Raw genomic sequence first — 24563 nt, 5'->3', positions numbered from 1 at the left:
AGAGAAAGGAAAAAATAAAGAGGGAATTACAAAAAAAATGTCGAAAAATTAAATTTATAAGAAAAAATTACCCCAAGTTAATTAAAAATACGAACTTGGGGCAAATAAATATAATTAAATATTCGTAGGAACAGTTTTCATATTTATATTAATTTCTTTAGGATTATAATTTATATTACATTCTGTTAAATTTAAATTTTTAAATGCTACTGACATCATAAGCCTAATTCTATTTATTTGATTTACTTCAGAAGCACCAGGATCATAATCTACTGCAATAATATTGGCAAGAGGATATTTTGTTTTTAAAGCTTTAATCATACCCTTACCAGTAACATGGTTTGGAAGACATGCAAAAGGTTGTACACAAACAATATTATTAACGCCATTTTCTATAAGTTCTATCATTTCACCAGTTAAAAGCCATCCTTCACCAGTTTGGTTTCCTAAAGAGACAACTTTATTGGCTTTTTCGGCTAGGGCATTTATTTTAACAGGTGATCCAAATCTTTCACTCTTTTCAAGTTCTTCCATTAAAACCTTTCTAGATGATTCAATATAAGATATTGCAATATTACAACCATCTTTAACTAATTTACTTCCTGATAAATACTTGTATTTAAAAACATTATTAAAGCAACAATATAAAAAGAAATCTAATAAGTCAGGTACTACTACTTCGGCACCTTCTTTTTCTAAAACATCAATTATATTATTATTAGCAGTTGGATGGTATTTTACTAAGATTTCTCCAACTATTCCAACCTTAGGCTTAACAATATCATTTATCTCTAGTTTATCAAAAGAGCTAACTATTTCTTTTATATTTTCATTCATTTCATTTTTATTGCCATTTTCTATATTAATGAATGCCTTTTCTCTAAATTGATTATATAATGCATTTGCAGAACCTTTTACTTTTTCATATGGTCTAACTCTATATAACACTCGCATAAATAAATCACCATATATAATGCCCATAATTAATTTTTTTATAAGCTCATATGTTATAGTGAATCCAGGTTGTTTTTCTAATCCTATAGTATTTAAAGAAATAATTGGTACATCTTTAAATCCAGCTTCTTTTAAAGCTTTCTTTAAAAATCCAACATAATTAGTTGCTCTACATCCTCCGCCTGTTTGTGTAATAATAACTGCTGTTTTATTTACGTCATATTTTCCAGATTTCAATGCATTTATAATTTGTCCGATAACAAGAATCGAAGGATAGCATGCATCATTATTAACATATTTTAATCCCTCTTCAACAGCTTGCTTATCATCACCTGGCAGTACATCTAAGTTATATCCACTAGATCGTGCAGCTCTTTCTATAAATTGAAAATGTATTGGTGACATTTGAGGTGCAAGTATTGTCCAATCTTTCTTCATTTTCTTAGTAAATATATTTTTTTTATAATTTGTATCAACATTTTTTAGTTCTATATTAAATTTTTCTCTCTCTTCCATGGCTGCTTTTAGTGATCTTAACCTAATTCTTACAGCACCTAAGTTAGTACCTTCATCTATTTTTATTAATGTATACATTTTGTTTCTAGAAGCAAGTATTTCAGAAACCTGATCAGAAGTAACAGCATCTAATCCACAACCAAATGATGTTAATTGAACTAATTCTAAATCGGTTCTATCTTTAACAAAAGAAGCAGCTTTATATAATCGTGTATGATACATCCATTGATCAACGACTCTTAATGGCCTATTAACTTTGCCTAAATGAGATATGCTATCTTCAGTTAAAACTGCCATGTTATACGAAGTTATGATATCTGGTAGTCCATGGTTTATTTCAGTATCAATATGATAAGGACGTCCACATAAAACTATACCTTTTATTTTTTTATCATTTATATATTTTAGAGCTTCTTCTCCTTTATTTCTTATATCATTTTTTACATTTTCGCGCTCTTCAAAAGCTAAATTTACAGCAGTAATAGCTTCTTTTAATGTAACATTATAGTCCTTAAATATATCTACTATTCTTTTATATAGTTTTTCTTTATTATGAAGTGATAAAAATGGTGATATATACTTTACACCTTTAAGGTTTAATTGGTCTATGTTATGCTTAATAACCTCAGGATAAGATGTAACTATTGGACAATTATAATGATTATTTGCATTTTTATCTTCTATATATTCGTATGGAACACATGGATAAAATATAGTTTTTATGTTTTTATTTATAAGTGAAAGTATATGTCCATGAGTGAGCTTTGCTGGATAACATACAGACTCAGAAGGTATTGTTTCTATTCCTAGATTAAATATCTTTTTACTAGAGTTTTCAGATAAAATTACTCTAAATTTTAAGCTTGTAAGTAAAGTAAACCAAAATGGATAATTTTCATAAATATTTAGTGCTCTAGGAATTCCTATTTCACCTCTTATAGCTTCTTCTTTTGATAAGGGTTCATAATTAAATATTCTCTCTAATTTGTATTTATATAAATTAGGGATCTCTGAATTTTTATTTATATGACCTAATGGTTTTTCACATCTGTTACCTGTAATAAATTTTTCATTGTTATTAAATTTAATAATTGTTAATAGACAATTATTTCCACAACCGCCACATCTTCTACAACTGGTATCCATAGAAAAGCTTTTTAAGTTATCTTTATTAACTAATGATGTTTTCATTCCTAATTCATATTTTTCTTTACTTATTAATGCTGCTCCAAATGCACCCATCAATCCAGCTATATTAGGTCTTATAACATTAATACCAGTTATTTTTTCAAAGCTTCTCAATACGCCATCATTATAAAAAGTACCACCTTGAACTAGAATATTTTTCCCAAGCTCATTAAAATTTCGTATTTTTATTACTTTATATAGAGCATTTTTTATTGCAGAATAACATAACCCTGCAGAAATATCTGAAATATCAGCACCCTCTTTTTGAACTTGTTTAACTTTAGAGTTCATAAATACAGTACATCTTGAGCCTAAATCAACTGGAGATTTAGATTTAATGCTTAGCTTTGAAAATTCTTCTATAGATAAATTTAAAGATTTGCTAAAACTTTCAATAAATGATCCACATCCAGAAGAACAAGCTTCATTTAACAATATGCTATCTATAACTCCATTTTTTATTTTTAAGGCCTTCATGTCTTGACCACCAATATCTAATATGAAATCAACATTATCTTTAAAATATTTAGCTCCTTTGAAGTGACATATAGTTTCAATTTCACCATTATCTACTTTTAATGCTGTTTTAATTAAAGCTTCACCATATCCTGTTACAGTTGAGTTTGCTATGTTTATATCATCATTAATTTTTTCATAAAATTCTTCTAACATGGTAATAGTTTTTATTAAGGGGCTACCTTCATTGCTATTATACTTAGAAAATAATAATTGCCCCTGATCTCCTATTACTACCATCTTAGTGGTTGTTGAGCCTGCATCTATTCCAATAAAAACATTTCCCTTATAAGTACTTAAGTCTTCCCTTTTTACATCATTTAAGGCATGTCTTTTTTTAAAATCCATATACTCCTGTTCATTTAAGAATAGAGGCTCTAAAGAATTATCTTTATTTATTTCTATAGTTGTATTATTCAATCTATTTATTAATTCTTTTATAGTTAACGTATCTCTATCTTCACTTAAAAGAGCTGCACCTAATGCTACATATAACTCACCATTATCAGGTACATTATAATTTTTATCGCTTAAATTCAGAGTTTTGATAAATCGCTCTCTTAGACCATCTAAAAAATGAAGAGGTCCTCCTAAAAATGTTACATTTCCTCTAATAGGTTTACCACAAGCAAGTCCACTTATAGTTTGATTTACAACGGCTTGAAATATAGATGCTGCAATATCCTCTGATTTAGCTCCTTCATTAATTAAAGGTTGTACATCAGTTTTAGCAAAAACACCACATCTAGATGCTATAGGATAAATTATTGTAGAGTCTTTTGATAAATTATTTAAGCCTTCCGCATCTGTATTTAAAAGAATAGCCATTTGATCAATAAATGCACCTGTTCCACCAGCACATGTACCATTCATTCGTTGGTCTATTCCATTTTTCAAATAGGTTATTTTAGCATCTTCACCACCAAGTTCTATAACAACATCTGTTTGTGGTAAGTATTCTTGAACTGCTTTTGTACAGGCTATAACTTCTTGCTCGAAAGTACAATTAAGCCATTCTGAAACAGCAATTCCACCAGAGCCTGTAATTGTAACTTTTACGTTAGAATCATTAATAACATTAAATAAATCAATAAGAACTTCTTTTAAAGTTGTTTTAATATCTGAATAATGTCTTTTATAGTCACTATAAGTGATTCTTCCTAAATTATCTAGTGCTATAATTTTTATTGTTGTTGAACCTACATCAATTCCTAATTTTAAATAACTCATATTATCACACTCACAAAAATATATTATCATTTTATATTTACTATATTTTTCTTATATATATGTCTATATTTAATTCTAAACATATTACAATTTTATGAATAATAATATTGAATATAGACAATAATTAGAATATTAGTAAGAATTACTTAGGAGGTGTTTATGAGTTACTTTAGCGAAGGAAATAGATGTTATAATAATAAGGATTATAAGAAAGCGATAGATTATTATATAGAATCTATAGAATCTAATGAAAATGAAGGATGTTCTTATTATAATGCAGGAGTTTGTCATATTAAGCTTAAAGAATATAGCAAAGCTATAGAAATGTTAAAAAAGGCATTATCAATACAAAAAGAAAGTAAATATTATTTTAATTTGGCATATTGCTATGCAATGCTCGAAGAAAAAACAAAGGCATTATTATACTTTAATAGAGCTTGGGCTCTAGACAGCACAGATAAGGATTGTGAAAAGGCTATAAATCTTTTAATAAGTAAAAATAAAAAAGCGCTATAATTAGCGCTTTTACCATTCTCCCGCAATGCTTTCTTTAATATGATCATTATAAAAGTCATAATTATCAAAATAATCACCGGCTAAATAAAAAGTTGTATCAAGTGGAATCCACTTTTCTTCATCATCTAAATAGACTTCATTCCATGCATGAGGACCATATTGTACTCCATCGAATCCGTCACCTGTGACTAGTCTTACCTTAAGTCCAGTAGCTTTAGCCATAGCCACATAAAGACAAGAATAATCAAAGCAAATACCTTTCCGCGTAGTCCAAGCTGAAATTGCTCCACTATCTTCTAACTCTTCATTGTTTAATGCCATTTTAGCTTTATCATAATCATATTCTAAATTACTACCAATCCATGAATATAATATTCGGGCTTTTTCTCTATCAGAATTGCAACCTTTTGTTAATTCTAAAGCTTTACTATCTATTTCTTCTGAAGACATAATACCGTCTTCTATTCTAACACCATTATAATAAATTATTATGTTATTAGCAGGTAAAATTTTTTCAACAAGTTCCTCACTAAAGTAAACTCTTTTATTTTCAACTAGTTTTGAAACTTTATTATATGTGTTTAAATTGTTAAAAATATTAATTTGGGAGTTATATCCAACAGTATTATTATAAGTTATAACGCTTAGAAATATAATTCCAAGTATAATAATTCCGTTAAAACACCCAATTATAGATGAAAAGAAAATCAATACTATATCTTTATTAATTTTTTTCTTAGATCCTAATAAAAAAAATATACCTTTACATATGAAATAAATTGAAAGCTGTATAATAAAAAACAAGCACATAAGCAATAATATTTTTAAGATATCAGTTACAATAATATTACTTGTAAAATAATTATTAATAAAATCTGTTATCATTAATAAAATTACATCTATTTTAAAATATAATGTTATAAATGCAACAAATATAGAAAAATAATAAAGCATTTTTTCTAGTACAAATTTTATTGTTCTTGTATTAAGTGATTTTTTTATACTATCACCTAATACAAGAAACAATATAATAGTACATATACCATAAGAGAGAATTTCACTCATTAAGATTGCTCCTTTTATTATATTAATTCATCATTAACTACAATCTTTATAACTTCGGAAATTAAGCTATATTCGTATCCCTTCCCCATTAAAAATCTATAAAGTTTTTGCTTAAGTTTATACTTATCATTTTCTCTTTTGCATAGTGTTTTATATTTTCTTAAAGCTAAATCTATTGCTACATCTTTAAGCTCGTTATTATCTATCATTGATAATTCTTTTTCTATAAGACTTTCATCTATGCCTTTTTGTTTTAATGTATATTTTATTTTCATTTGTCCTTGAGTTTTACTTTTATCTCTTACGTACATTTTTGCATAATTACTATCATTTAAAAAATTATATTCTTTTAAGAAATTAATTGTCTTATCAATTATATGATTTTCATAATCCTTTAATACTAGTTTATCTCTAATTTCTTTTTCACTCTTATGTGTTCGTTCAATAATTTTAAGCGCAGAATTTTTACACTTTATATAATTATCTTCATTTACTATTTTTTTTAAGGAATCTATATCTATTTCTTGTTTAACCTTTAAATTTTCCTTATATACAATTTCTGCACTTACTGAAAATGCGAATTCATCATTTATAAATATATTTACACGTTCTTTATTTCTTTTTCCAACTTCTATTTTTGTTATTATATTCATAACTACTTCCACCTACATTTAGGATTTTAATATATGCACTGTAGGGTTATTTAAAACTTTATGTGCTGTTTTATAAATTTCATCTTTAGTAATTTTATTTAAATTATCCATATCAGTTAAAAACTCAAATATATCTTCACCTTCAAGTGCCTGGTTTAAGATATAATTGCATAATTCAACTGAATCTTCTAGGGTTGATATTACAGCTGTTTTATGGACTTTTTTCATTATTTCTAAATCTTTTACACCAATTTCAATATGCCCACTTTTTATATTGCTTAATATTTCTTCTATTGCATCGGACGCTTTATCAATATCTTCTTCATCTACAGCAGTATAAATATATAGTGTTTTTACATTTTGAGTCATATCTAAATGTGAATATATATCATAAGCTAAGCCTTTATTTTCACGTACTTCCCTAAATAATAAAGAGTTAGAACTTTCACCTAATCTATGATTTAATATTCTTAGTGGAAGCTCGTATTTTTTTTCTAGGTCATAAAAGGTAAATAAATATATTATGGTACTTAACTCTATATTTTCTTTTTTTGATATTTCTTTAGTACATTTATTTTTTTCATCTTTTACCTTACATTGTATCCTTTTTCCAGGTTTCCATTCACCAAAAGCTTTGATAATTTTTTTAATTGCTTCTTCATGTGATAAAGAACTTACCATAGTTATTAGTGAGTTATTAGGTAAGTAGTATTTATTATAGTACTCTACTAATTCTTTTCTATTAAAGCTTTTAACATTTTTATCAAATCCAGCAACATCATATCTTAGGGCACTTTCTGTAAATGCAACTTCATTTGTTCGTCTAAAGCTGTAATCTTCAACACTATCTTTACTTGCTCTAAGTTCTGCTAGTATAACTCCCCTTTCTTTTTCAATTTCCTCTAATGGAAAATCTGAATGAATTATCATGTCTGAAAGTAAGTCTATAGCATTTACTAACTCCTCTTCTAAGCAACTTATTGAATATACAGTTTGTGAATAGTCTGTATAGGCATTGTATTCTCCACCTAATGATTCTAAATCATCATTTAAAGCTTCAAAGTTTCTATTTATTGTACCTTTAAAAAGCATATGTTCTATAAAATGTGAAATTCCTTTCTCATTTAAGCTTTCATTTAGTGCACCTACTTTTATTCCGACATTTATTGAAGATATTTGAGTATCCTTTTTTATTGTTAATACTTCTAGGCCATTAGGCAAAATATGTTTTTTTACATCAAAATTCAATTTAACCATCTATTTAGTAATTCCCCCCATTTGTTCATTTAAATTTCTATTTAAATACTGTTAAAATTCTATTTTTCCTTCTAGTATAATACTATAATTTACTGCTTAATTACAACATAATAATACTTCTATAGTTTATATTTAAAAACTTTTAGTCTATAATTATTATATAAAATACGTTATTAAAGGAGCATTTATGAATAAGACTATTTTAATTATTGAGGATGAATTAAAAATTAGATTTCTTTTAAGGGATTATTTAAAAGCTGAAGGGTTTTCAGTTTTAGAGGCATGTGATGGGGATGAAGGATTATTCACTTTTAAAAATAATAAGGTAGATTTAATTCTTTTAGACATCATGATGCCAAAGGTTGATGGAATAACAGTATTAGAAACTATTAGAGAAGTATCAGATCTTCCAGTTATTTTATTAACTGCAAAAGGCCAAGAAGAGGATAAACTTTTTGGTTATGAAGTTGGTGCTGATGATTATATAACTAAACCATTTTCACCTAAAATATTAATTGCTAAAATAAAAGCATTATTAAAAAGGACTAATGATTATAATGATAATAATGTAGAACAAAATTATAATGGATTGATTATAAACAAGCTTGCTCATGAAGTTAAAGTTAATGATGAACATTTAACTTTATCACCAAAGGAATTCGAGTTACTAGTTTATTTATCAGAACATAGTGGAGTTGCATTAACTAGAGATATAATACTAGATAATGTTTGGGGGTTAGATTATTATGGAGATTTAAGAACTGTTGACACAAATATTAAAAGGCTTAGAGAAAAGTTAGGAGTTAAATCCAATTATATAGTTACAGTTAGAGGAAGTGGTTATAAGTTTGAGGTACAAAATGAAAAATAGTATATCAAAAAGAATCTCTGTAATAACATTTGGGTTAATTTCAGTTGTATTTTTACTTACATTTTTATTTCAAACACTATTTTTTCAAGATTTCTATTTAACTAAAAAAACTAAAGCACTACTTATAAATGTTAAGCGCCTTCAAACTATGTATTCTTATCAAATTCATAATAAAGGCGTATTAGTTGATGCTTTAAAATCTTATGAGGAAACTAACAACTCTCGTATTGCTATTTTTTCATTAGACGGAAATCTAAGATATTTAACTGATTACGATGGTAATTTTGAAGATTTGCAATTTCTCACAAATTTTTGTTCAGAGTTATTATCAGATAAAGAATTGCTCAATGAGGTTATATCTACAGGTAAAATAAAAAGTACACTTTTTACTAATAAAGATAGCGATATAAAAAAAATAGGAATTATTGCACCAATGTCACTTCAAAGTGAACATGATTCTATAATTATTTCAGTATCATCTATACAACCTATAAAGGAGGCATATACCGTTATTCAAAGTTTTTATCTTTATCTTTTAATAGGTTTTATAATAGTTGCTATATTTTTATCTAAGATTTATTCAAAACTTATTAGTAATCCTCTTATTAAGCTTAACAATATAGCTAAAAAGATGTCATTATTAGATTTTAATGTTAAATGTGATGTTTCATCTGATGATGAGATCGGTAATCTTGCAAGTACACTTAACTTCTTATCATCTAATCTTGAAAAATCACTTCAAGATTTACGAGAGAAAAATGAGCAATTGGAAAATGACATAGAAAAAGAAAGAAATCTTGAAAAAATGAGAAAAGATTTTGTAGCAACTGTTAGCCATGATTTAAAAACGCCTATTGGTATTATTAGTGGATATGCAGAAGGACTAAAGGATGGCATTGTTTCAGGTGAAAATGCTAAAATATATCTTGAGACCATTATTGATGAAGCTGCAAAGATGAACTCTTTATTAACTAACATGTTACATTTATCAAAGCTTGAATCGGGAGACATAATATTAAATTTAGAAGAGTTTAATATTATAAGAATGCTACAAGGGATTGTTAAAAAATTCTCCTTAGAACTTAAGAATAAAGAGCTTAACGTTATTTTTAGTAATTTGCCTGATTATGCTTATGTTAGAGCCGATATACTTCAAATGGAGCAAGTTATTAAAAACTTAATTTCAAATTGTATTAAATATACTCCATCTAATAATGATATATTTATTAAAGTTAATGAAGAAGAGGAAGACTTTATTATTTCAATAGAAAATAAAGGGGTAACTATTCCAGAATCTGAAATTGAGAATTTATTTACTACATTTTATAAACTTGATAAATCAGGTGATAGAAGTCAAAATAGCTTTGGACTTGGTCTAGCTAGTGTTAAAATAATATTAGAACTACACAATAGTACTTTTTCAATAAAAAATAGCGATAATGGAGTAATTTTTACATTTAGCTTAAAAAAGGTAATAGAATAAAATAAAAATAGCCTATCTTTTCAATATTCCATGTTTACTACATAGGGATGCTCTAAAGATAGGCTATTTTTATTATATATATTGTCTATTTATTTTTTTAAATATAATTTCCTTGGAAACTTGTAAAGTATCTTTGTTAATTTCAATTTTAAAAATATCAGGACACTCTTCTTCTCGCCATTTTTTCATATATTTAGGGGTTGCTTGAAAAGTATAAAAATATTTTTCATCATATATATCGGAAAATTCCAAATAAGATAGTTTACTATGTCTATCTAACTTTAAATTTTCTTTATCTAAATTATTTAATATAGGAATAAAATATCTTAAAGGTATTTCATATTTAAAGTTTCCTGAAATCTCTTTTGCTTCCATTAAAGCTCTTTTTAAAAATTTATATTCTTTATCAGTTAATTCCTTAAATCCAATTTTAAATATTGGTTCACCAAGTCTATTTTTATCTATTTTAATTCTTATCATGAGTTCACCATCTTACTATATCTTTTTAAGTAATTAAAATGCATACAATTTTTAACTTTAATTTATTAAATTACATATGCACACTTTAGATGAAATTTAGAACTTAATTCAAGCTAAACTTCATAAAATAAAAATTCTAAGTTACACTTATGAATATTATATCATAACTTTTTACAATTTAAATTGTCTCTATATAATAAAAGAAAATTTTTATTATATAGAATATACTTTTTGATTAAATAAAAGCACCATCAATTTTAATAATTTGTCCTGTTAAGTACTTAGAATCATCGCTACATAGAAAAGCTACAGCTTTAGCTATTTCTGAAACATCCCCAAATCTATTCATTGGAATTTCATCTATTAAATTTTGCTTTTCTTCTTCTGATAAAAAGCTATTCATTTCAGTATTAATTACCCCTGGAGCTATAGAATTAACTCTTATATTAAAAGGAGCAACTTCTTTTGCTAAGGATTTTGTGAATAAATTAAGCCCACCCTTTGTTGTACTATATACAACTTCACAAGAAGCTCCTACTTCCCCCCATATAGAAGAGATATTTATTATATTTCCATAATTTTTACTTATCATGTATGGAAGTGCATATTTAGATAAATACATAGCACTTAAAAGATTAGTGTTTATTAAACCTTCAATATCCTCTTCTGTAAAATCCATAAATAGTCCTACTTGTGATTTTGCTGCATTATTAATTAATATATCTATTTTTCCAAATATAGATATAACTTCTTCTATAAGCTCTTTACAATTAACAGAATTTGAAATATCTTTTTTTATTATTTTAGCATATCCACCATTAAGTTGAATTTCTTCTAATGTTTTTTCAGCACCTAAATTATCTTGTGAAAAATTTATAATAACACTTGCACCTTTATGAGCAAGTTCTTTAGCTATTGCACTTCCTATTCCTCTAGATGAACCAGTAATTAAAACAACTTTACCAATTAAATCACTCATTTATTTATCCTCACTTATTTATATTGTATATTAATTTATATTATCATTAATTTTAAAAATATATAAGCTATAATATAACAAGTGAATATAAAAATATAGAGAATTTTATATATTTTATTTTTATTGCTTTAATTCTTCCTTTTTTTTATTCTTTCTTCTTTTGCGTATTGCAAATAAGATGATATAGGTGTTGGGCCACCTATTATTTTTCTAACAACCCAAAGAGATCCTGTTTCTTGAGCATTAATTTCCCATTTTACTAATTTTATCTTTCCCTTTTCTATTTCAATTGCTGTCATAGCATAAGGAAGTACACAACAACCATCATTAAAATATGGAGGCTCATAAACAGTAGGAAACCTACTGTTATGAGTATGACCACAAAGTATCATTTTTCCATTATCTATAGCCCAAGATTGTAGTTTTATGTCTTCCCTGCTTCTTTTTGTTTTGCTTTTAGCAGAGGTAGTTGGATCACGAAAACCTGCTATACCATTTAAAAATTTCCAAAAATATCTTACTAGGAATCTATTAATAACCCAAAGCTCATTATTAGGTATATCAACTTGATTTCCATGGGTTACTAGAAATTTTTCTTCTAAAGGTGTGTACATAAAATTTATACCTTCATAAAATTCAATATCACTTATAAATTCAATAAAAGCTTGGCCATAATCAGCTCCTATTTTTCTTAATGCTTTTTCTTGATTTCTTTTAAAGTTCTTATTTTTCTTTATAAAATCATGATTACCATAAATACAATATATGTTCTCTTTTTTCTTAAATTTATTAAGAATTTTAAAAATATCCTCATAACAATATGCTATTTCATTATAATTTTTATTTTTCCAAAGTTCATCACCATCACCAACCTCTATATAAGTATAATCATTTTTTAAATAATATCTTAAAGCGGTAATATAAATATTTCTATTTGGTAAAAGTGAATCAGAGTATGTTCCATCACCTCTATGAACATCAGAAATAAAAACCAGCTTTGAATCATCGTTAAAATTTACAGTAAAGCCTTCATTATATAAAGTATCTAATTGCTTTTCAGACATTTTTTCACCACTTAATAGTATTTTTAATATTTTATGATTTTAAATTTAAATTTGATATTTTTTTATAAAAGTTAGATACTTAGCACAAACTATTAGAAACATAAGAAAAAGGGGTAATAATAATGATTAAAAAATCTATTTTTAATATTCATCCTCATTATATTTCTTTAAAAAATAATTTATGTAAAATTTTTATTATAACCATGTTAAGTATTAATAATATCATCTTTATTTCTTTTGCAGAGGAATTACCTAAAAATGAAGTAGAAACTATGAAAAGTGATATATTATATCTTAATAGTTTAGATGAGAATGAAGAATTAAAATCTAAATTTCAACCAATTATAGAGAATATATTTTTAAATAGAAATACTGCAATACTTGCAAAAGATAGTGAAGGACTTAAGGAATTCTATGACTTAAATAAAAAGGTAGGTTTATGGGCATATGAAAATGAAGCAAAAAAAATACAATATTTTTCTAATTGGTGTGATAAACAAGGCGCTAATTTTACTAAAATCAATTCAATTATTAAAGTTAGCAAAGTAAATGAAAAAGAAAAGGATGTATATACTGTAATTTGTTATGCATGTACTAAGTTTACTTATGCTTATGAAGATGAACCAACAGTTGAAAATACTTTTAAACTTGGAACATGTCATTATATAAATTTGAAAAAAGATAGTGATAAATATGTAATAAGTAAAGAATGGTATACAGATCCATTAGCTGATTCTTTAGAATTAGAAAATATAAAATGTGATGAAATTAAAGAGACTATTTTAGCACATAAATGCCCAGAGTATAATATTGATGAAAGAACACAAAAAGCAATTGATTATGCTCATACCTATTGTGGTATAAGTGAGGAAGAAGGTCATTTATTTAAATATAATAAGGATTATAAAAACTTTAATCCAGATGGTGGTGATTGTGCTAATTTTGCATCTCAAATTCTTTATGAAGGTGGCGGATTTAAAAAGAATGATATTTGGAATTATCGTGGAAAAAGTGCTACAAAAGCATGGGTCAACGCTCAAGGATTTAAGAATTATTTGGTAAACAGTGGTAGAGCTTCGTATATTTCAAAAGGATCTTACTGTAATACATATAAAGACTCTTTTCAATTACGTCCTGGTGATATAGTAGCTTATGAAAAAAAAGGTAGAATAACTCATGTGTCAACTGTTACAGGCTTAGATTCAAAGGGATATCCTTTAGTAACTTGTCATAATACAGATAGAATGTTAGTACCATATGATTTAGGATGGAGTAATAGCAATATAAAATTTCATTTTATAGATGTTCATTATTAATAAGTACAATTTAAAATATTTTTAATTAAGAAGTATAGTTAAAATATAACAAAAAAATGCAGAGTAATTTAAATAAAAATTAAATTACTCTGCTTTACATATACAAATTTAAATTTCTGTTAGAAAATATGGAATGTTAAAATCACCATGCCAAATACTATTGATACAATTGACATAAGTTTAATTAATATATTTATAGCTGGACCAGATGTGTCTTTAAACGGATCCCCTACAGTATCTCCAACAACAGCTCCTTTATGACATTCGGATCCTTTTCCACCAAAATTGCCTGCCTCAATATGCTTTTTAGCATTATCCCATGCTCCACCTGAATTTGACATCATAACTGCTAGAACAAATCCAGAAATAGTTGCTCCAGCAAGCAATCCTGCAACACCATTAGGTCCTAATATTAATCCAACAGCTAATGGGGTAATAATTGCTATTGCAGCAATTACTAAAAGCTCCTTTTGAGAAGATTTAGTACAAATATCAACACAAGATTCATAATCAGGCTCAGCTTTTCCATCCATTAATCCTTTTATTTCTTTAAATTGTCTTCTAACTTCAATAACTATCTTACTAGCAGCTCTACCAACAGCACTCATGGTACAAGAAGAAAATGCAAAAGTCACCATAGCACCTATAAAAGCACCTATCAAAACTTGTGGATTTAAAATTGATAAATCAAAAGTAAATGATAAATTATTTTCTATAGCCATTTGTTCTATTGAATTCTTATATGCAGCTATAAAAGCTAAGGCAGTTAATGCTGCAGAACCTATAGCAAACCCTTTACCTGTTGCTGCTGTTGTATTACCTAAAGAATCTAAAGCATCAGTTTTATCTCTTACCTCTGAAGGTAATCCAGCCATTTCAGCAATACCACCAGCATTATCTGCTACTGGACCATAAGCATCAGTTGCTAAAGTTATTCCTAGAGTTGATAGCATACCGACAGAAGATATTGCTATACCAAAAAGCCCCATATTAAAGTTAGTTAAACCACCTGATGAAACATAGCTAATTAAAATTGAACATCCTATAATAATTACTGGAGCAGCTGTAGATTTCATTCCAACAGATAATCCTGTAATTATTACAGTTGCAGGGCCTGTTTCAGAGGATTCTGCTATACTTTTTGTTGGTTTATAATTATCACTAGTATAATATTCAGTAAAGAATCCTATTAATAAACCAGCAATTAAACCACATAATATTGAAAAATATACTCCTAGATGACCTTTTCCTAAAATATTATTTACAACAAAGAAAGATGCTATAGCTATAACGATTGCAGAAAAATATGTTCCTCTTCTTAATGCACCTAATAATGCTTTTTGAGATACATCTTCTTTTGATCTAACAAAAAAGCTTCCAACTATAGATGCCATTACACCAATAGAGGCAATTACTAAAGGAATAGCAGCACCTTTAACAGAAAGACCAGCTGATACTGCTAAAGCACAAGATGATAAAATTGAACCTACATAAGACTCATAAAGATCAGCTCCCATTCCAGCAACGTCACCAACATTATCACCAACATTGTCAGCTATAACAGCTGGATTTCTTGGGTCATCTTCTGGAATACCAATTTCAACTTTACCTACTAAATCAGCACCTACATCTGCAGCTTTTGTAAATATCCCTCCACCAACTCTTGCAAAAAGAGCCATTGATGAAGCGCCCATACTAAAAGTTAACATTGTTGTAGTAATAATAGAGATTCTTTGGTCAATAGGTAGATAACTATAATAGCAATTTAAAATAAGATACCAAATACTTAAATCAGCTAATGCTAAACCTACAACAACAAGTCCCATAACTAATCCACTGGAAAAAGCTACTCGTAAACCACTATTTAAACTCTTTGTACAAGCATTTGCTGTCCTGCTGTTAGAATTAGTTGCAATTTTCATACCTAAATATCCACTTAAACCTGAAAAAATTCCTCCAGTTAAGAATGCAAAAGGCATAAAAATACTAACAAATTTAAATTGAGCTAATATAAATAGTACAATAAACATAAATATAAAGAAAATTCCAACACCTTTATATTGGCGTTTTAAAAATGCATTGGCTCCTTTTCTTATGCTTGATGCGATATACTTCATCCTATCCGTACCTTCGTCAACTTTAAAAATTGTGTAAGCAAAATATGCAGCAAAAATTAAGGCTAAACTTGCTCCCACTGGAGCAAAAACTATTAAATTCATGCTTACTATCTGTCCTCCTTAAATTAAAATTTATCTCTACAATACATTGTATTTCTTATTTTTACTTATTATCATTTTAATAAAACAAGAAGTTTTTTGTTATTTCGACTATTAATATATTAAAAGTAGCAATTAATATTAAAATTTTTATATTTTGTATGCTAATAAAAAGAGTACTTGTTATAAAATAAATTTTATAATAAGTACTCTTTTTATTTAGTTAATATTAAAATCCTCTTTTTTTAGCCTCTATTCCGCTTTCATTTAAAGCGGGCTCTTCTAAAGTTGTATTATATTTATTTTTAGGATTGTGATTTTGGGTTTTAGAACCATTTTTTAAATAATTTTCTTTAGTATATTCTCTTTTATTGCTATTATTCATACTAAATCTCCTATTTTTATAATTTTAAATTTTACCTTAAAACTTAGGGTCTATTTCATCTCTTTGTATGCGCTTTAAATCTTTTAATCTTAAATGAGTAGTATCCATAATCTCTTCCCAAGGCTTTCCATCAATTATCATTCTTTTAGCTACATCTCTACTTAAAAGTGCATCTAATTTTTTCATATTTAAATCCCTCCTTATGTTTTGATGTTATTATTTTATGGTTTTTTATGATTCTTATTCTAAGCATTAATTAACATAAGTTAGCGATGAAAAGGTAAATATGTTTTTTTTGCTAAATAAAACACACTTAATTTAAATTAAGTGTGTTTTTCAGACTAAAACTTAAATTCTTTAATACATTTTTCTATTGCTTCAAAAGTATTAGAAAAATGTATATTGTTTTCTTTTAATTTTTTATTACTAATTCTAAGATCTCTCTTACTATTTTTAAATCTTTCTGTATCTTCTATTATTATATCTTCTAACCTATGGTATAAACCTAAATCCTGCAATACTTTTTTACCAATTTCATAAGTGTTCATATGATTCTCAGAACCAAAATTGTAATCTCCAAAAGGAGAATTTAATAGCTTTTCAATATTTTTTATAACTTCATAAACATAGCTTATACCTCTAAATTCATTAGTTGCTAAAGCAATTTTTTCAGATTTTAATGCTGCATTTAATATATTGGTGATTATATTAGTATTAACTCTTTTATTTCTCTCAGGAAATGAAAACATCCAAGTTAACCTTAAATTATAGTAATTATTTAGTATATTTTTTATTTCATTTTCTGCATTTAATTTAGTAAATCCATATACATTATTAGGAACTTTAATTATATCTTCACTATAGGGACCAGATTCTTTATTTCCAGCATAAACTTGATCACTACTAGCAAAAATTAAAGTACTATTATTAAGTGCACAACCTTTTGCAATATTTATACTTCCATTTAAATTTATTTCGTTTGCTAATTCAGGATTATTTTGACATTTACCTGTATCAGATATTGCTGCACTGTGAAATACTAAATCAAATTTATTATCTTTAAAAAGCTTATATACTTTATATTCATCTGTAATATCTAATTCTTTTCTATTAACTTTTACTATTTCATATTTATTATTATAGTATTCAATAAATCTAGATGCTAAAAAACCATCGCATCCAGTAACTAATATTTTTTTCATAATATTCTCCTAATCGCTTTTAATCATAGTATATTTTTATTATTTAATTTTATATTAAAAGCAATTATTTTTCTACATATTAATTAATAATGAACAAATAAAGCTAAAAATATATTTTTAGCTTTATTATAAAATATTAACCATTGCCTTTGCCCTTATTATCTAATATTTCATTAGTATCCTTTAATATATTAGAATTATCTATTTTGGGTGAGTTAATTGAATTATCAGGAGATGGATTTACTTCCACTGAATTTTCTATATATAACACTATTCTTTGAACTGAATTAGCTGATGTTTCATATTCTAAAAGAGTATGACGAACATCCTGTGATGTATAATTTTCAGCGTTTGCATAAATGTTTTTTATTGCATCTAAAATTTTAATATTAGAGCTTTGAAATTTATTAATATCATATCCTTCTATTTTACTCCATAATGCAATTTGGGTTGCAAAATAAGCATCATTTTCAGTATCAACACCAAGCTCCTTAATAGATTTATTAGGATATCCAGCAGCTAATATACCAATAATATCATTGCGTACATTTCCAATGCTTATAAAGTTTTCTCCACTTGGATAATTCTTCTCTATTTCTAAACAATAAGGTATTCCTATTTCACAATTGATTCTTTTAGCTTGTAAATAATAATCATCATAATAAATATTTCCTATAATAGTATTGCCAGTGTTTATAACAATTGATTCTGGTATTGAATTTGTAAATTTTTCACTTTCTTTAATAATATCATTATTAATAATTATTTTAGCATTTGTACTATTAATATCAAAAGCTATAATTATTAACACTAATATTAAAAATAGTGTAGTAAAGGTATTAATTAGTTTCTTCTTCATTTTTTATAGCTCCTAACAAATTATTCTGTTAGTAGTATTATCTTCTATATGAAATATATACTTATATTTTTATAAAATAGCATAATTTTTATTTTTGAATATATTTATTATAACCTACAGTTTTTTTATTTTTTAAGTAAAATATGCTATAATTTGTATGTAAAATTAAGATTCAACTTTAATTTTGAAAGGAAGTGATTATTAAATGAAAAATAACGCTTACGAAGTGATGAAAGAAATGTGGAATATCGATGAACAAATTCAAAATTTAAGTGATAAATTAAAAAAGACATCTCAATATAGAGAAAGAGAAATTATTGAAAAACAAATAGACAATCTCTATAGTGACTTTTTAAGGTATAAGCATTTATTAGAAAGTATAAAAGTAACTGGAGTTTGATAAAATTTATAGCCATACTATTTTATAGTATGGTTTTTAAATTTAAAGTTTTAATTATCAATAAATTGAGAATTTGCATTTAAATAATAATAGTATATACTAATAACTGAAATTATAAAATTTAGACATAGCTTAGAAGGAGATTATTATGAACTATTTATCTGATTTACATACTCATACAATAGTAAGTGGACATGCTTATACTACATTAATGGAAAACATAGATTATTGCTCTAAAAATGGTATTAAAATTCTTGGTACATCTGAGCATGCACCAACAATGCCCGGAGCACCTCATTATTGGTATTTTGCTAATTTAAAAGTATTACCTAGAGTAATAAAGGATGTCATTATTTTAAGGGGATGTGAAGCTAATATTACAGACATAGATGGTAATATAGATTTACCTTTTGATGGAATGAAAAACTTAGACTATATGATTGCATCATTTCATGAACCAATTTTTACACCTAAAACATTAAAGGAAAATACACAAGCTATACTAAATGTAATGGATAAGTATGAAAAGGTTGAAATATTAGGACACTTGGGAAATCCTAACTATGAACTTGATTATGATGCTATTATAAAAAAGGCTCATGATAAAAATATTATGATTGAAATTAATAATAGTTCACTTGCAGGTGCATCAAGAGTTGGTAGTGATGTGAATTGTGAAAAAGTTGCTATACTTTGTAAAAAATATAAAACTAAAGTAATTCTTACATCTGATGCCCATTTTAGCAATCGTATAGGAGAATTTAGTAAAGGAATTGAACTATTTAAAAAGATAGAAATGCCAGAAGAACTTATAATGAATGAGCCAGATAAACTAATCGCTCATTTAAAATCTAAAGGAAGACTTGAAGATTTATAATTTATTATTAATATAAAAGGTAACTAGAAAGTTTGAATAAAAGTTATTATCTAGTTACCTTTTTAATTTATTATATTAAGTATAATGCTAAAAGTTTGATAGTATTTATAAGAGCATTTACGTGTGTTCTTTCCATACCATGGCTTGCATGTACACCAGGACCTATAAGCGCTCCCCTTATATCATTTCCAGATCTAAGTGCAGCACTTACATCAGAACCGTACATAGGATAAATATCTACAGCATAGTTTAAATTATTTTCTTTAGCTAGGTTAATAAGCTTAGTAGTCATATTATAGTCATATGGGCCACTAGAATCTTTAGCACAAATTGATACATCATATTCACTACACGATAAATCATCTCCAATACATCCCATATCAACAGCAATCATTTCACTAATATCACTTGGAATATAAGATGAGCCATGCCCAACTTCTTCATAAGTTGAAATAACAATTTTTAAAGTATTCTTTGGCTTTAAATTTTCTCTATGCATCATTTCTAATAATGTAATTATTGCGGCTACACTACCTTTATCATCTATAAACCTTGATTTAATAAATCCACTTTCAGTTATAGTTGTTTTAGGATCTATAAATATAAAATCACCTGGAGCTATTCCAAGTTTTTCTACATCACTTTTAGACTTTACAATTTCATCAATTCTAACTTCCATGTTTTTTTCATCACGAGTTTTAGATTTACTATCTTCAAAAACATGTGCGGCAGGACTAGTACTTAGGAAGGTACCTGTATACTCTTTACCATTTCTTGTTCTTATAATACAATATTCACTATCGAGTGTTGGAAGTATTGGACCTCCTAGTATAGTGAATTTTAATGTACCAGAGGCTGTTATGGACCTAACCATGGCACCTAACGTATCAACATGAGCACAAAGGCCTGTTGTTAAATCACAATTCTCTCCTTCTACTGTTATTATTCCACAACCTTTATTAGTTCTTTCAAACTTATATCCTAATGGTAAAACCATAGCTTCAATTTTGTCCATTATTTCAAAGCAAAAGCCTGTAGGACTATGGAATTTTAATATTTCATTTGCTGTACTTAATAAAAATTCTCTGTTAATATTAAACTCTTTACTCAATTAAATAGCCTCCTCAAAATTACCCTCTTTAGTTTGTGTGGTAAAATTTTCTTGTAACATTTTTATAATACCACATTAAATATTAGCACTCAAATATATAAATAACAGTTATTCAAATAATTCTAATATTTCATCATTTGTAAGTTTAGAAATTAATTTAGTGTTGGTAACATCATCATTTAAAACATCATTTATAATTTCCCTTTTTTCTTCTTGAAGTTGTATAATTTTTTCCTCTATTGTATCTTTAGAAATAAGCTTAATTACCTCTACAATATTCTTTTGACCAATTCTATGGGCTCTATCTGTAGCTTGGTCTTCAATGGCAGGATTCCACCAAGGATCCATATGAATTACAATTTTAGCTGATGTTAAATTTAATCCAGTACCTCCTGCTTTTAAAGAAATTAAAAATACTAAACTTTCATCACTATTATTAAAATTTTCTACAAGATTAATTCTCTCTTTTGCATTAGTAGCTCCATCTAAATACATGGTATTAATATTATCAAGTTCTAACTTATTTCTTAATCTTTTTAAAACAGAAGTAAATTGAGAAAATACTAATATTTTATTATTATTTTTAATTGCGTCATTTATTATTTCACAAGCTATAGGTAGTTTACCATTATCCCCTAAATAATTATTATCAATTAAATAAGGATCTTGACACAATTGTCTAAGTCTTGTTAAATAAGATAAAATAGTAAACTTATCAGTATTTTTATTTTTAATATTATTTTTTATTTCCTTCATATAATTTTTATAAGCTACTTTTTGAGCTAATGTCATAGGGACAAAGTATTTCTTTTCAATTTTATCTGGTATTTCTAATAAAACATCTTTTTTTAATCTTCTTAAAATAAATGGTTTAATTAATTCCTTTAATTCATCAATATTTTCATCGTTATTTATATATTTTTCTTTGAATTTCTTTTCATTAAATAAATAGCCTGGCATTATAAAATCAAATATTGACCAAAGTTCAAGTAAGTTATTTTCAATAGGTGTTCCTGTCAGTGCAATTTTAGTTTTTGCATTTATACTTTTTATTGTCTTAGTATTTTGTGATTTTGGATTTTTAATATTTTGAGCTTCATCTATAATACAATAATCAAAAATATTACTTTTATAAAAATCAATATCATTTTTTATAGTTCCATATGTAGTTATAAGTACATCATATAAATCTTTATTTGCAAGCACCTTTTGTCTAGCTGATTTACTTCCGTGAACTATACCAATTTTCATATTTGGTGCAAACCTAATAAACTCTTCCTTCCAATTATAAATAAGAGAAGTTGGTGTTATTATCAGTGATTTTTTATTAGTTTCAGATAATAAGAATGATATAACTTGAATGGTTTTACCAAGACCCATCTCATCCGCTAATATCCCACCAAATTCCATATAACTTAAAGATTTTAGAAAATTGAATCCAACTAATTGATAATTTCTTAATGTACCATTTAAACCTTCAGGTTGATTTAATTGATCATTTATTCTATTAGAAATTTTATTAGTAACTTTTTTTAATATCTCACTTCCTCTAATGAAGGTCAAATTGCTATTAGTTATATTATTTTCTAAGAATAAAGCTTTATTTTTGTCTACTTCTAACAAACCATTTAATAGTTCAGAATCAGCATTTAAATTATCTATCATATTAAAGAAATTTTTAATACCTAAGTCTCTTAAATTTAAAAGTTTTCCTTTTTTAGTCTTATAATAGTTCTTACCTTCATTCATAGCATTTAATATATTTTTATACTCATAAAATTCTAAGCCTTCTATAGCATATTTGAAATAAAATTTATCATCCTCTTCTTCAAGTGATGATGATATACATTCTTCTCCAATAAGCGACACTTCATTAAAATTATTTGAAAATACTACTTTAGCAAATTTACTCAATGAAGGAATTCCTACTGATAATAATTCAAAAAGTTCATCATCGTTACCTATGAATATGAATTTATCATTTTTCTTAATAAAGCGTAATCTTTCTAATCTTCTTTCAATATAATCTTCTAGTTCAAAATTTCTTAAAAAGATTTCATTATTTTTATCTAAAATATTTATAGTATCACCTAAGTAATCTATGGAGGCCTTACAAGTTATTTGTGAGTTTTCAAAGCCAAAGTAAAGCTTTATATTAAAAAGCTCAATACAAAACCTCTTAACACCTTCCCCTAAAGATATATCATTACTTATATTTTTTAATACTTTAAGCAAGTTTAATATTTCTCTAGAATCTTTTTTATATAGTATCTTCCCATTTTTCTTTAGTTCTTCCCATAATTTTTTATAGTGTTTTGATTGAGTATCACTTGGCAAATATATATTTCTTTCGTTTAGGAATATATCGAAGTTTTTACTTAATGGGACCGGTAATTTCTTTTTTGTAGTTAATACAACTGTATCTTTTTCTAATTTTAAAGTAAATGTAAGATTAAGATCTTCATTAAATACATAAGATTCATAATTAATATAATCATAATTTAACTTAATCTTTTTATCTCTATTAATTAGCATTAATATGGATCGTAATACATCATCTTTCACAACTAAGAATCTATCTTCATATATTTCAATAGAATTTCTTAAGTTAACTTTATTATAATTATTAACAGAATTATTAATAGCTAAATTTTGATAAATAAAGTATAAAAGCTCTTCATCATTACTATTAAAACTCATGGCATATGGATTAAATAGAAATTCACCATTGATTCTAAGGGATTTATTTTCATTTTTATGTTTAAAGAATTCCTTTAATTTACTAATTAAATATGTAGAAGTCTCTCCTATCCTCAATTGAATATAATATTTTCTTTCATTAGGGCTTATTTTATGTAAGTCTGTTGCTTCCTTTATGTCTATATCTAATTTTAATTTAATTTTTTCTTTTAATGGAACATTTTTTCTCTCTTTTACATTAATATTATTTTTATTTATTTTCTTTTTTACAGCTGAATAAAAAGTAAAAGTACTAGCAACTATATGTTTGCATATATAGTCACTTTTATACTTAGAAAAATCCTCATACTGTTTGCAGGTGCATGTACATCCAATAACCTTTTCTTTATTTAAATCAATTTTAATATGACAACTATAATACTCTTTTTTACTATTTACCTTAGAATATATGTGGTATATTCCAGAAATATTTTTACTACTTAAATTTGATACTAACTTTTCTTTATAAATCTCTTTGCCTTCTTTAATAGTAACATTAGATCCTAAGGCTAATACTTTATCTAAAATATCTTTCAAATTCAATATTTACTCACCTCTTTTCATTGATTATAAATACTATTTAATCATTATTATAGCATATAAGCCTTCCTAATAATCGAGTAGGAGGAAAATAATTATTTTATTTTCCGTCCTCTCACACCACCGTGCGTACCGGTCTGGTACAC

20 protein-coding genes are annotated in these 24563 nt (G+C 26.2%); 6 read left to right on the top strand and 14 right to left on the bottom strand.

Annotation, left to right across the window (positions count from 1 at the left end; all coding sequences use genetic code 11):
• Positions 1-114 precede the first annotated feature (114 nt).
• Positions 115-4404 carry a 2-hydroxyacyl-CoA dehydratase gene (locus tag LPC13_RS11890; RefSeq protein ID WP_005214057.1) on the bottom strand — a complete coding sequence of 1430 codons (4290 nt, stop codon included), beginning with the start codon at positions 4402-4404 and terminating at the stop codon, positions 115-117.
• Positions 4405-4563: 159 nt separating this feature from the next.
• Here LPC13_RS11890 and LPC13_RS11885 point away from each other — a divergent pair, with 159 nt between their 5' ends.
• Positions 4564-4920, top strand: a complete 357-nt coding sequence (locus LPC13_RS11885; protein ID WP_005214058.1) for a tetratricopeptide repeat protein — start codon at positions 4564-4566, stop codon at positions 4918-4920.
• 9 nt (positions 4921-4929) lie between these two features.
• Here LPC13_RS11885 and LPC13_RS11880 read toward each other — a convergent pair whose 3' ends face one another.
• Genes LPC13_RS11880 through LPC13_RS11870 form a run of 3 tightly spaced genes read right to left on the bottom strand, consistent with a single transcriptional unit; the run spans position 4930 to position 7895 of the window.
• Positions 4930-5985, bottom strand: a complete 1056-nt coding sequence (locus LPC13_RS11880) for a transglutaminase-like domain-containing protein (RefSeq protein ID WP_005214059.1) — start codon at positions 5983-5985, stop codon at positions 4930-4932.
• A 17-nt stretch (positions 5986-6002) separates the two neighbouring features.
• Entirely contained in the window at positions 6003-6638 is a 636-nt protein-coding gene (gene recX / locus LPC13_RS11875; RefSeq protein ID WP_040419680.1) for a recombination regulator RecX, read from the bottom strand.
• Between the two features lie 18 nt (positions 6639-6656).
• Positions 6657-7895, bottom strand: coding sequence for a M16 family metallopeptidase (locus tag LPC13_RS11870; protein ID WP_005214061.1), 1239 nt, complete (start codon positions 7893-7895; stop codon positions 6657-6659).
• Positions 7896-8082: 187 nt separating this feature from the next.
• On the opposite strand from LPC13_RS11870, the gene LPC13_RS11865 reads away from it, so the two are divergent.
• Together LPC13_RS11865 and LPC13_RS11860 are read left to right on the top strand one after the other, a co-directional pair.
• Positions 8083-8766 carry a response regulator transcription factor gene (locus LPC13_RS11865; RefSeq protein ID WP_005214062.1) on the top strand — a complete coding sequence of 228 codons (684 nt, stop codon included), beginning with the start codon at positions 8083-8085 and terminating at the stop codon, positions 8764-8766.
• Positions 8756-10249: a sensor histidine kinase gene (locus LPC13_RS11860; protein WP_005214063.1), complete on the top strand. Its 1494-nt coding sequence runs from the start codon at positions 8756-8758 to the stop codon at positions 10247-10249. Before LPC13_RS11865 ends, LPC13_RS11860 begins: the two co-directional genes overlap by 11 nt.
• A gap of 72 nt (positions 10250-10321) precedes the next feature.
• Here the strand turns inward: LPC13_RS11860 and LPC13_RS11855 are convergent, their stop codons facing one another.
• From LPC13_RS11855 to LPC13_RS11845, 3 genes are all read right to left on the bottom strand, one after another.
• Positions 10322-10729, bottom strand: coding sequence for a hypothetical protein (locus LPC13_RS11855; RefSeq protein WP_005214064.1), 408 nt, complete (start codon positions 10727-10729; stop codon positions 10322-10324).
• 235 nt (positions 10730-10964) lie between these two features.
• Complete coding sequence (gene ymfI / locus LPC13_RS11850) at positions 10965-11708, bottom strand: elongation factor P 5-aminopentanone reductase (RefSeq protein ID WP_005214065.1); 744 nt, start codon at positions 11706-11708, stop codon at positions 10965-10967.
• 128 nt (positions 11709-11836) lie between these two features.
• Positions 11837-12772, bottom strand: a complete 936-nt coding sequence (locus tag LPC13_RS11845) for a metallophosphoesterase (RefSeq protein ID WP_005214066.1) — start codon at positions 12770-12772, stop codon at positions 11837-11839.
• 203 nt (positions 12773-12975) lie between these two features.
• On the opposite strand from LPC13_RS11845, the gene LPC13_RS11840 reads away from it, so the two are divergent.
• Positions 12976-14088 carry an amidase domain-containing protein gene (locus LPC13_RS11840; protein ID WP_040419685.1) on the top strand — a complete coding sequence of 371 codons (1113 nt, stop codon included), beginning with the start codon at positions 12976-12978 and terminating at the stop codon, positions 14086-14088.
• A gap of 119 nt (positions 14089-14207) precedes the next feature.
• Here the strand turns inward: LPC13_RS11840 and LPC13_RS11835 are convergent, their stop codons facing one another.
• The 5 genes from LPC13_RS11835 to LPC13_RS11815 all read right to left on the bottom strand — a co-directional run bounded on the left by LPC13_RS11835 (position 14208) and on the right by LPC13_RS11815 (position 18750).
• Entirely contained in the window at positions 14208-16307 is a 2100-nt protein-coding gene (locus LPC13_RS11835; protein WP_005214068.1) for a sodium-translocating pyrophosphatase, read from the bottom strand.
• A 226-nt stretch (positions 16308-16533) separates the two neighbouring features.
• Positions 16534-16689, bottom strand: a complete 156-nt coding sequence (locus tag LPC13_RS11830) for a hypothetical protein (RefSeq protein ID WP_005214069.1) — start codon at positions 16687-16689, stop codon at positions 16534-16536.
• 36 nt (positions 16690-16725) lie between these two features.
• A complete protein-coding gene (locus tag LPC13_RS11825; protein ID WP_005214070.1) occupies positions 16726-16875 on the bottom strand; it encodes a hypothetical protein in 150 nt (49 codons plus the stop codon).
• A 155-nt stretch (positions 16876-17030) separates the two neighbouring features.
• A complete protein-coding gene (locus LPC13_RS11820; protein ID WP_005214071.1) occupies positions 17031-17891 on the bottom strand; it encodes an SDR family oxidoreductase in 861 nt (286 codons plus the stop codon).
• A 136-nt stretch (positions 17892-18027) separates the two neighbouring features.
• Positions 18028-18750: a thioester domain-containing protein gene (locus tag LPC13_RS11815; RefSeq protein WP_195245566.1), complete on the bottom strand. Its 723-nt coding sequence runs from the start codon at positions 18748-18750 to the stop codon at positions 18028-18030.
• A 205-nt stretch (positions 18751-18955) separates the two neighbouring features.
• Between LPC13_RS11815 and LPC13_RS11810 the strand changes: the two genes are divergently transcribed.
• Entirely contained in the window at positions 18956-19150 is a 195-nt protein-coding gene (locus tag LPC13_RS11810) for a hypothetical protein (protein WP_005214073.1), read from the top strand.
• A 148-nt stretch (positions 19151-19298) separates the two neighbouring features.
• Positions 19299-20027, top strand: a complete 729-nt coding sequence (locus LPC13_RS11805) for a phosphatase (RefSeq protein ID WP_005214074.1) — start codon at positions 19299-19301, stop codon at positions 20025-20027.
• 70 nt (positions 20028-20097) lie between these two features.
• Here the strand turns inward: LPC13_RS11805 and LPC13_RS11800 are convergent, their stop codons facing one another.
• Together LPC13_RS11800 and LPC13_RS11795 are read right to left on the bottom strand one after the other, a co-directional pair.
• Positions 20098-21138, bottom strand: a complete 1041-nt coding sequence (locus tag LPC13_RS11800) for a M42 family metallopeptidase (RefSeq protein WP_005214075.1) — start codon at positions 21136-21138, stop codon at positions 20098-20100.
• 108 nt (positions 21139-21246) lie between these two features.
• Positions 21247-24420 (bottom strand): DEAD/DEAH box helicase, encoded by a 3174-nt coding sequence (locus LPC13_RS11795; protein WP_040419681.1) that lies wholly within the window; start codon positions 24418-24420, stop codon positions 21247-21249.
• Positions 24421-24563: the final 143 nt, after the last annotated feature.

This window comes from Clostridium celatum (assembly GCF_021412605.1).
In the GTDB taxonomy this organism is placed as follows: Bacteria; Bacillota; Clostridia; order Clostridiales; family Clostridiaceae; genus Clostridium; species Clostridium celatum.
This window is presented reverse-complemented; position numbering and strand designations above follow the sequence as displayed.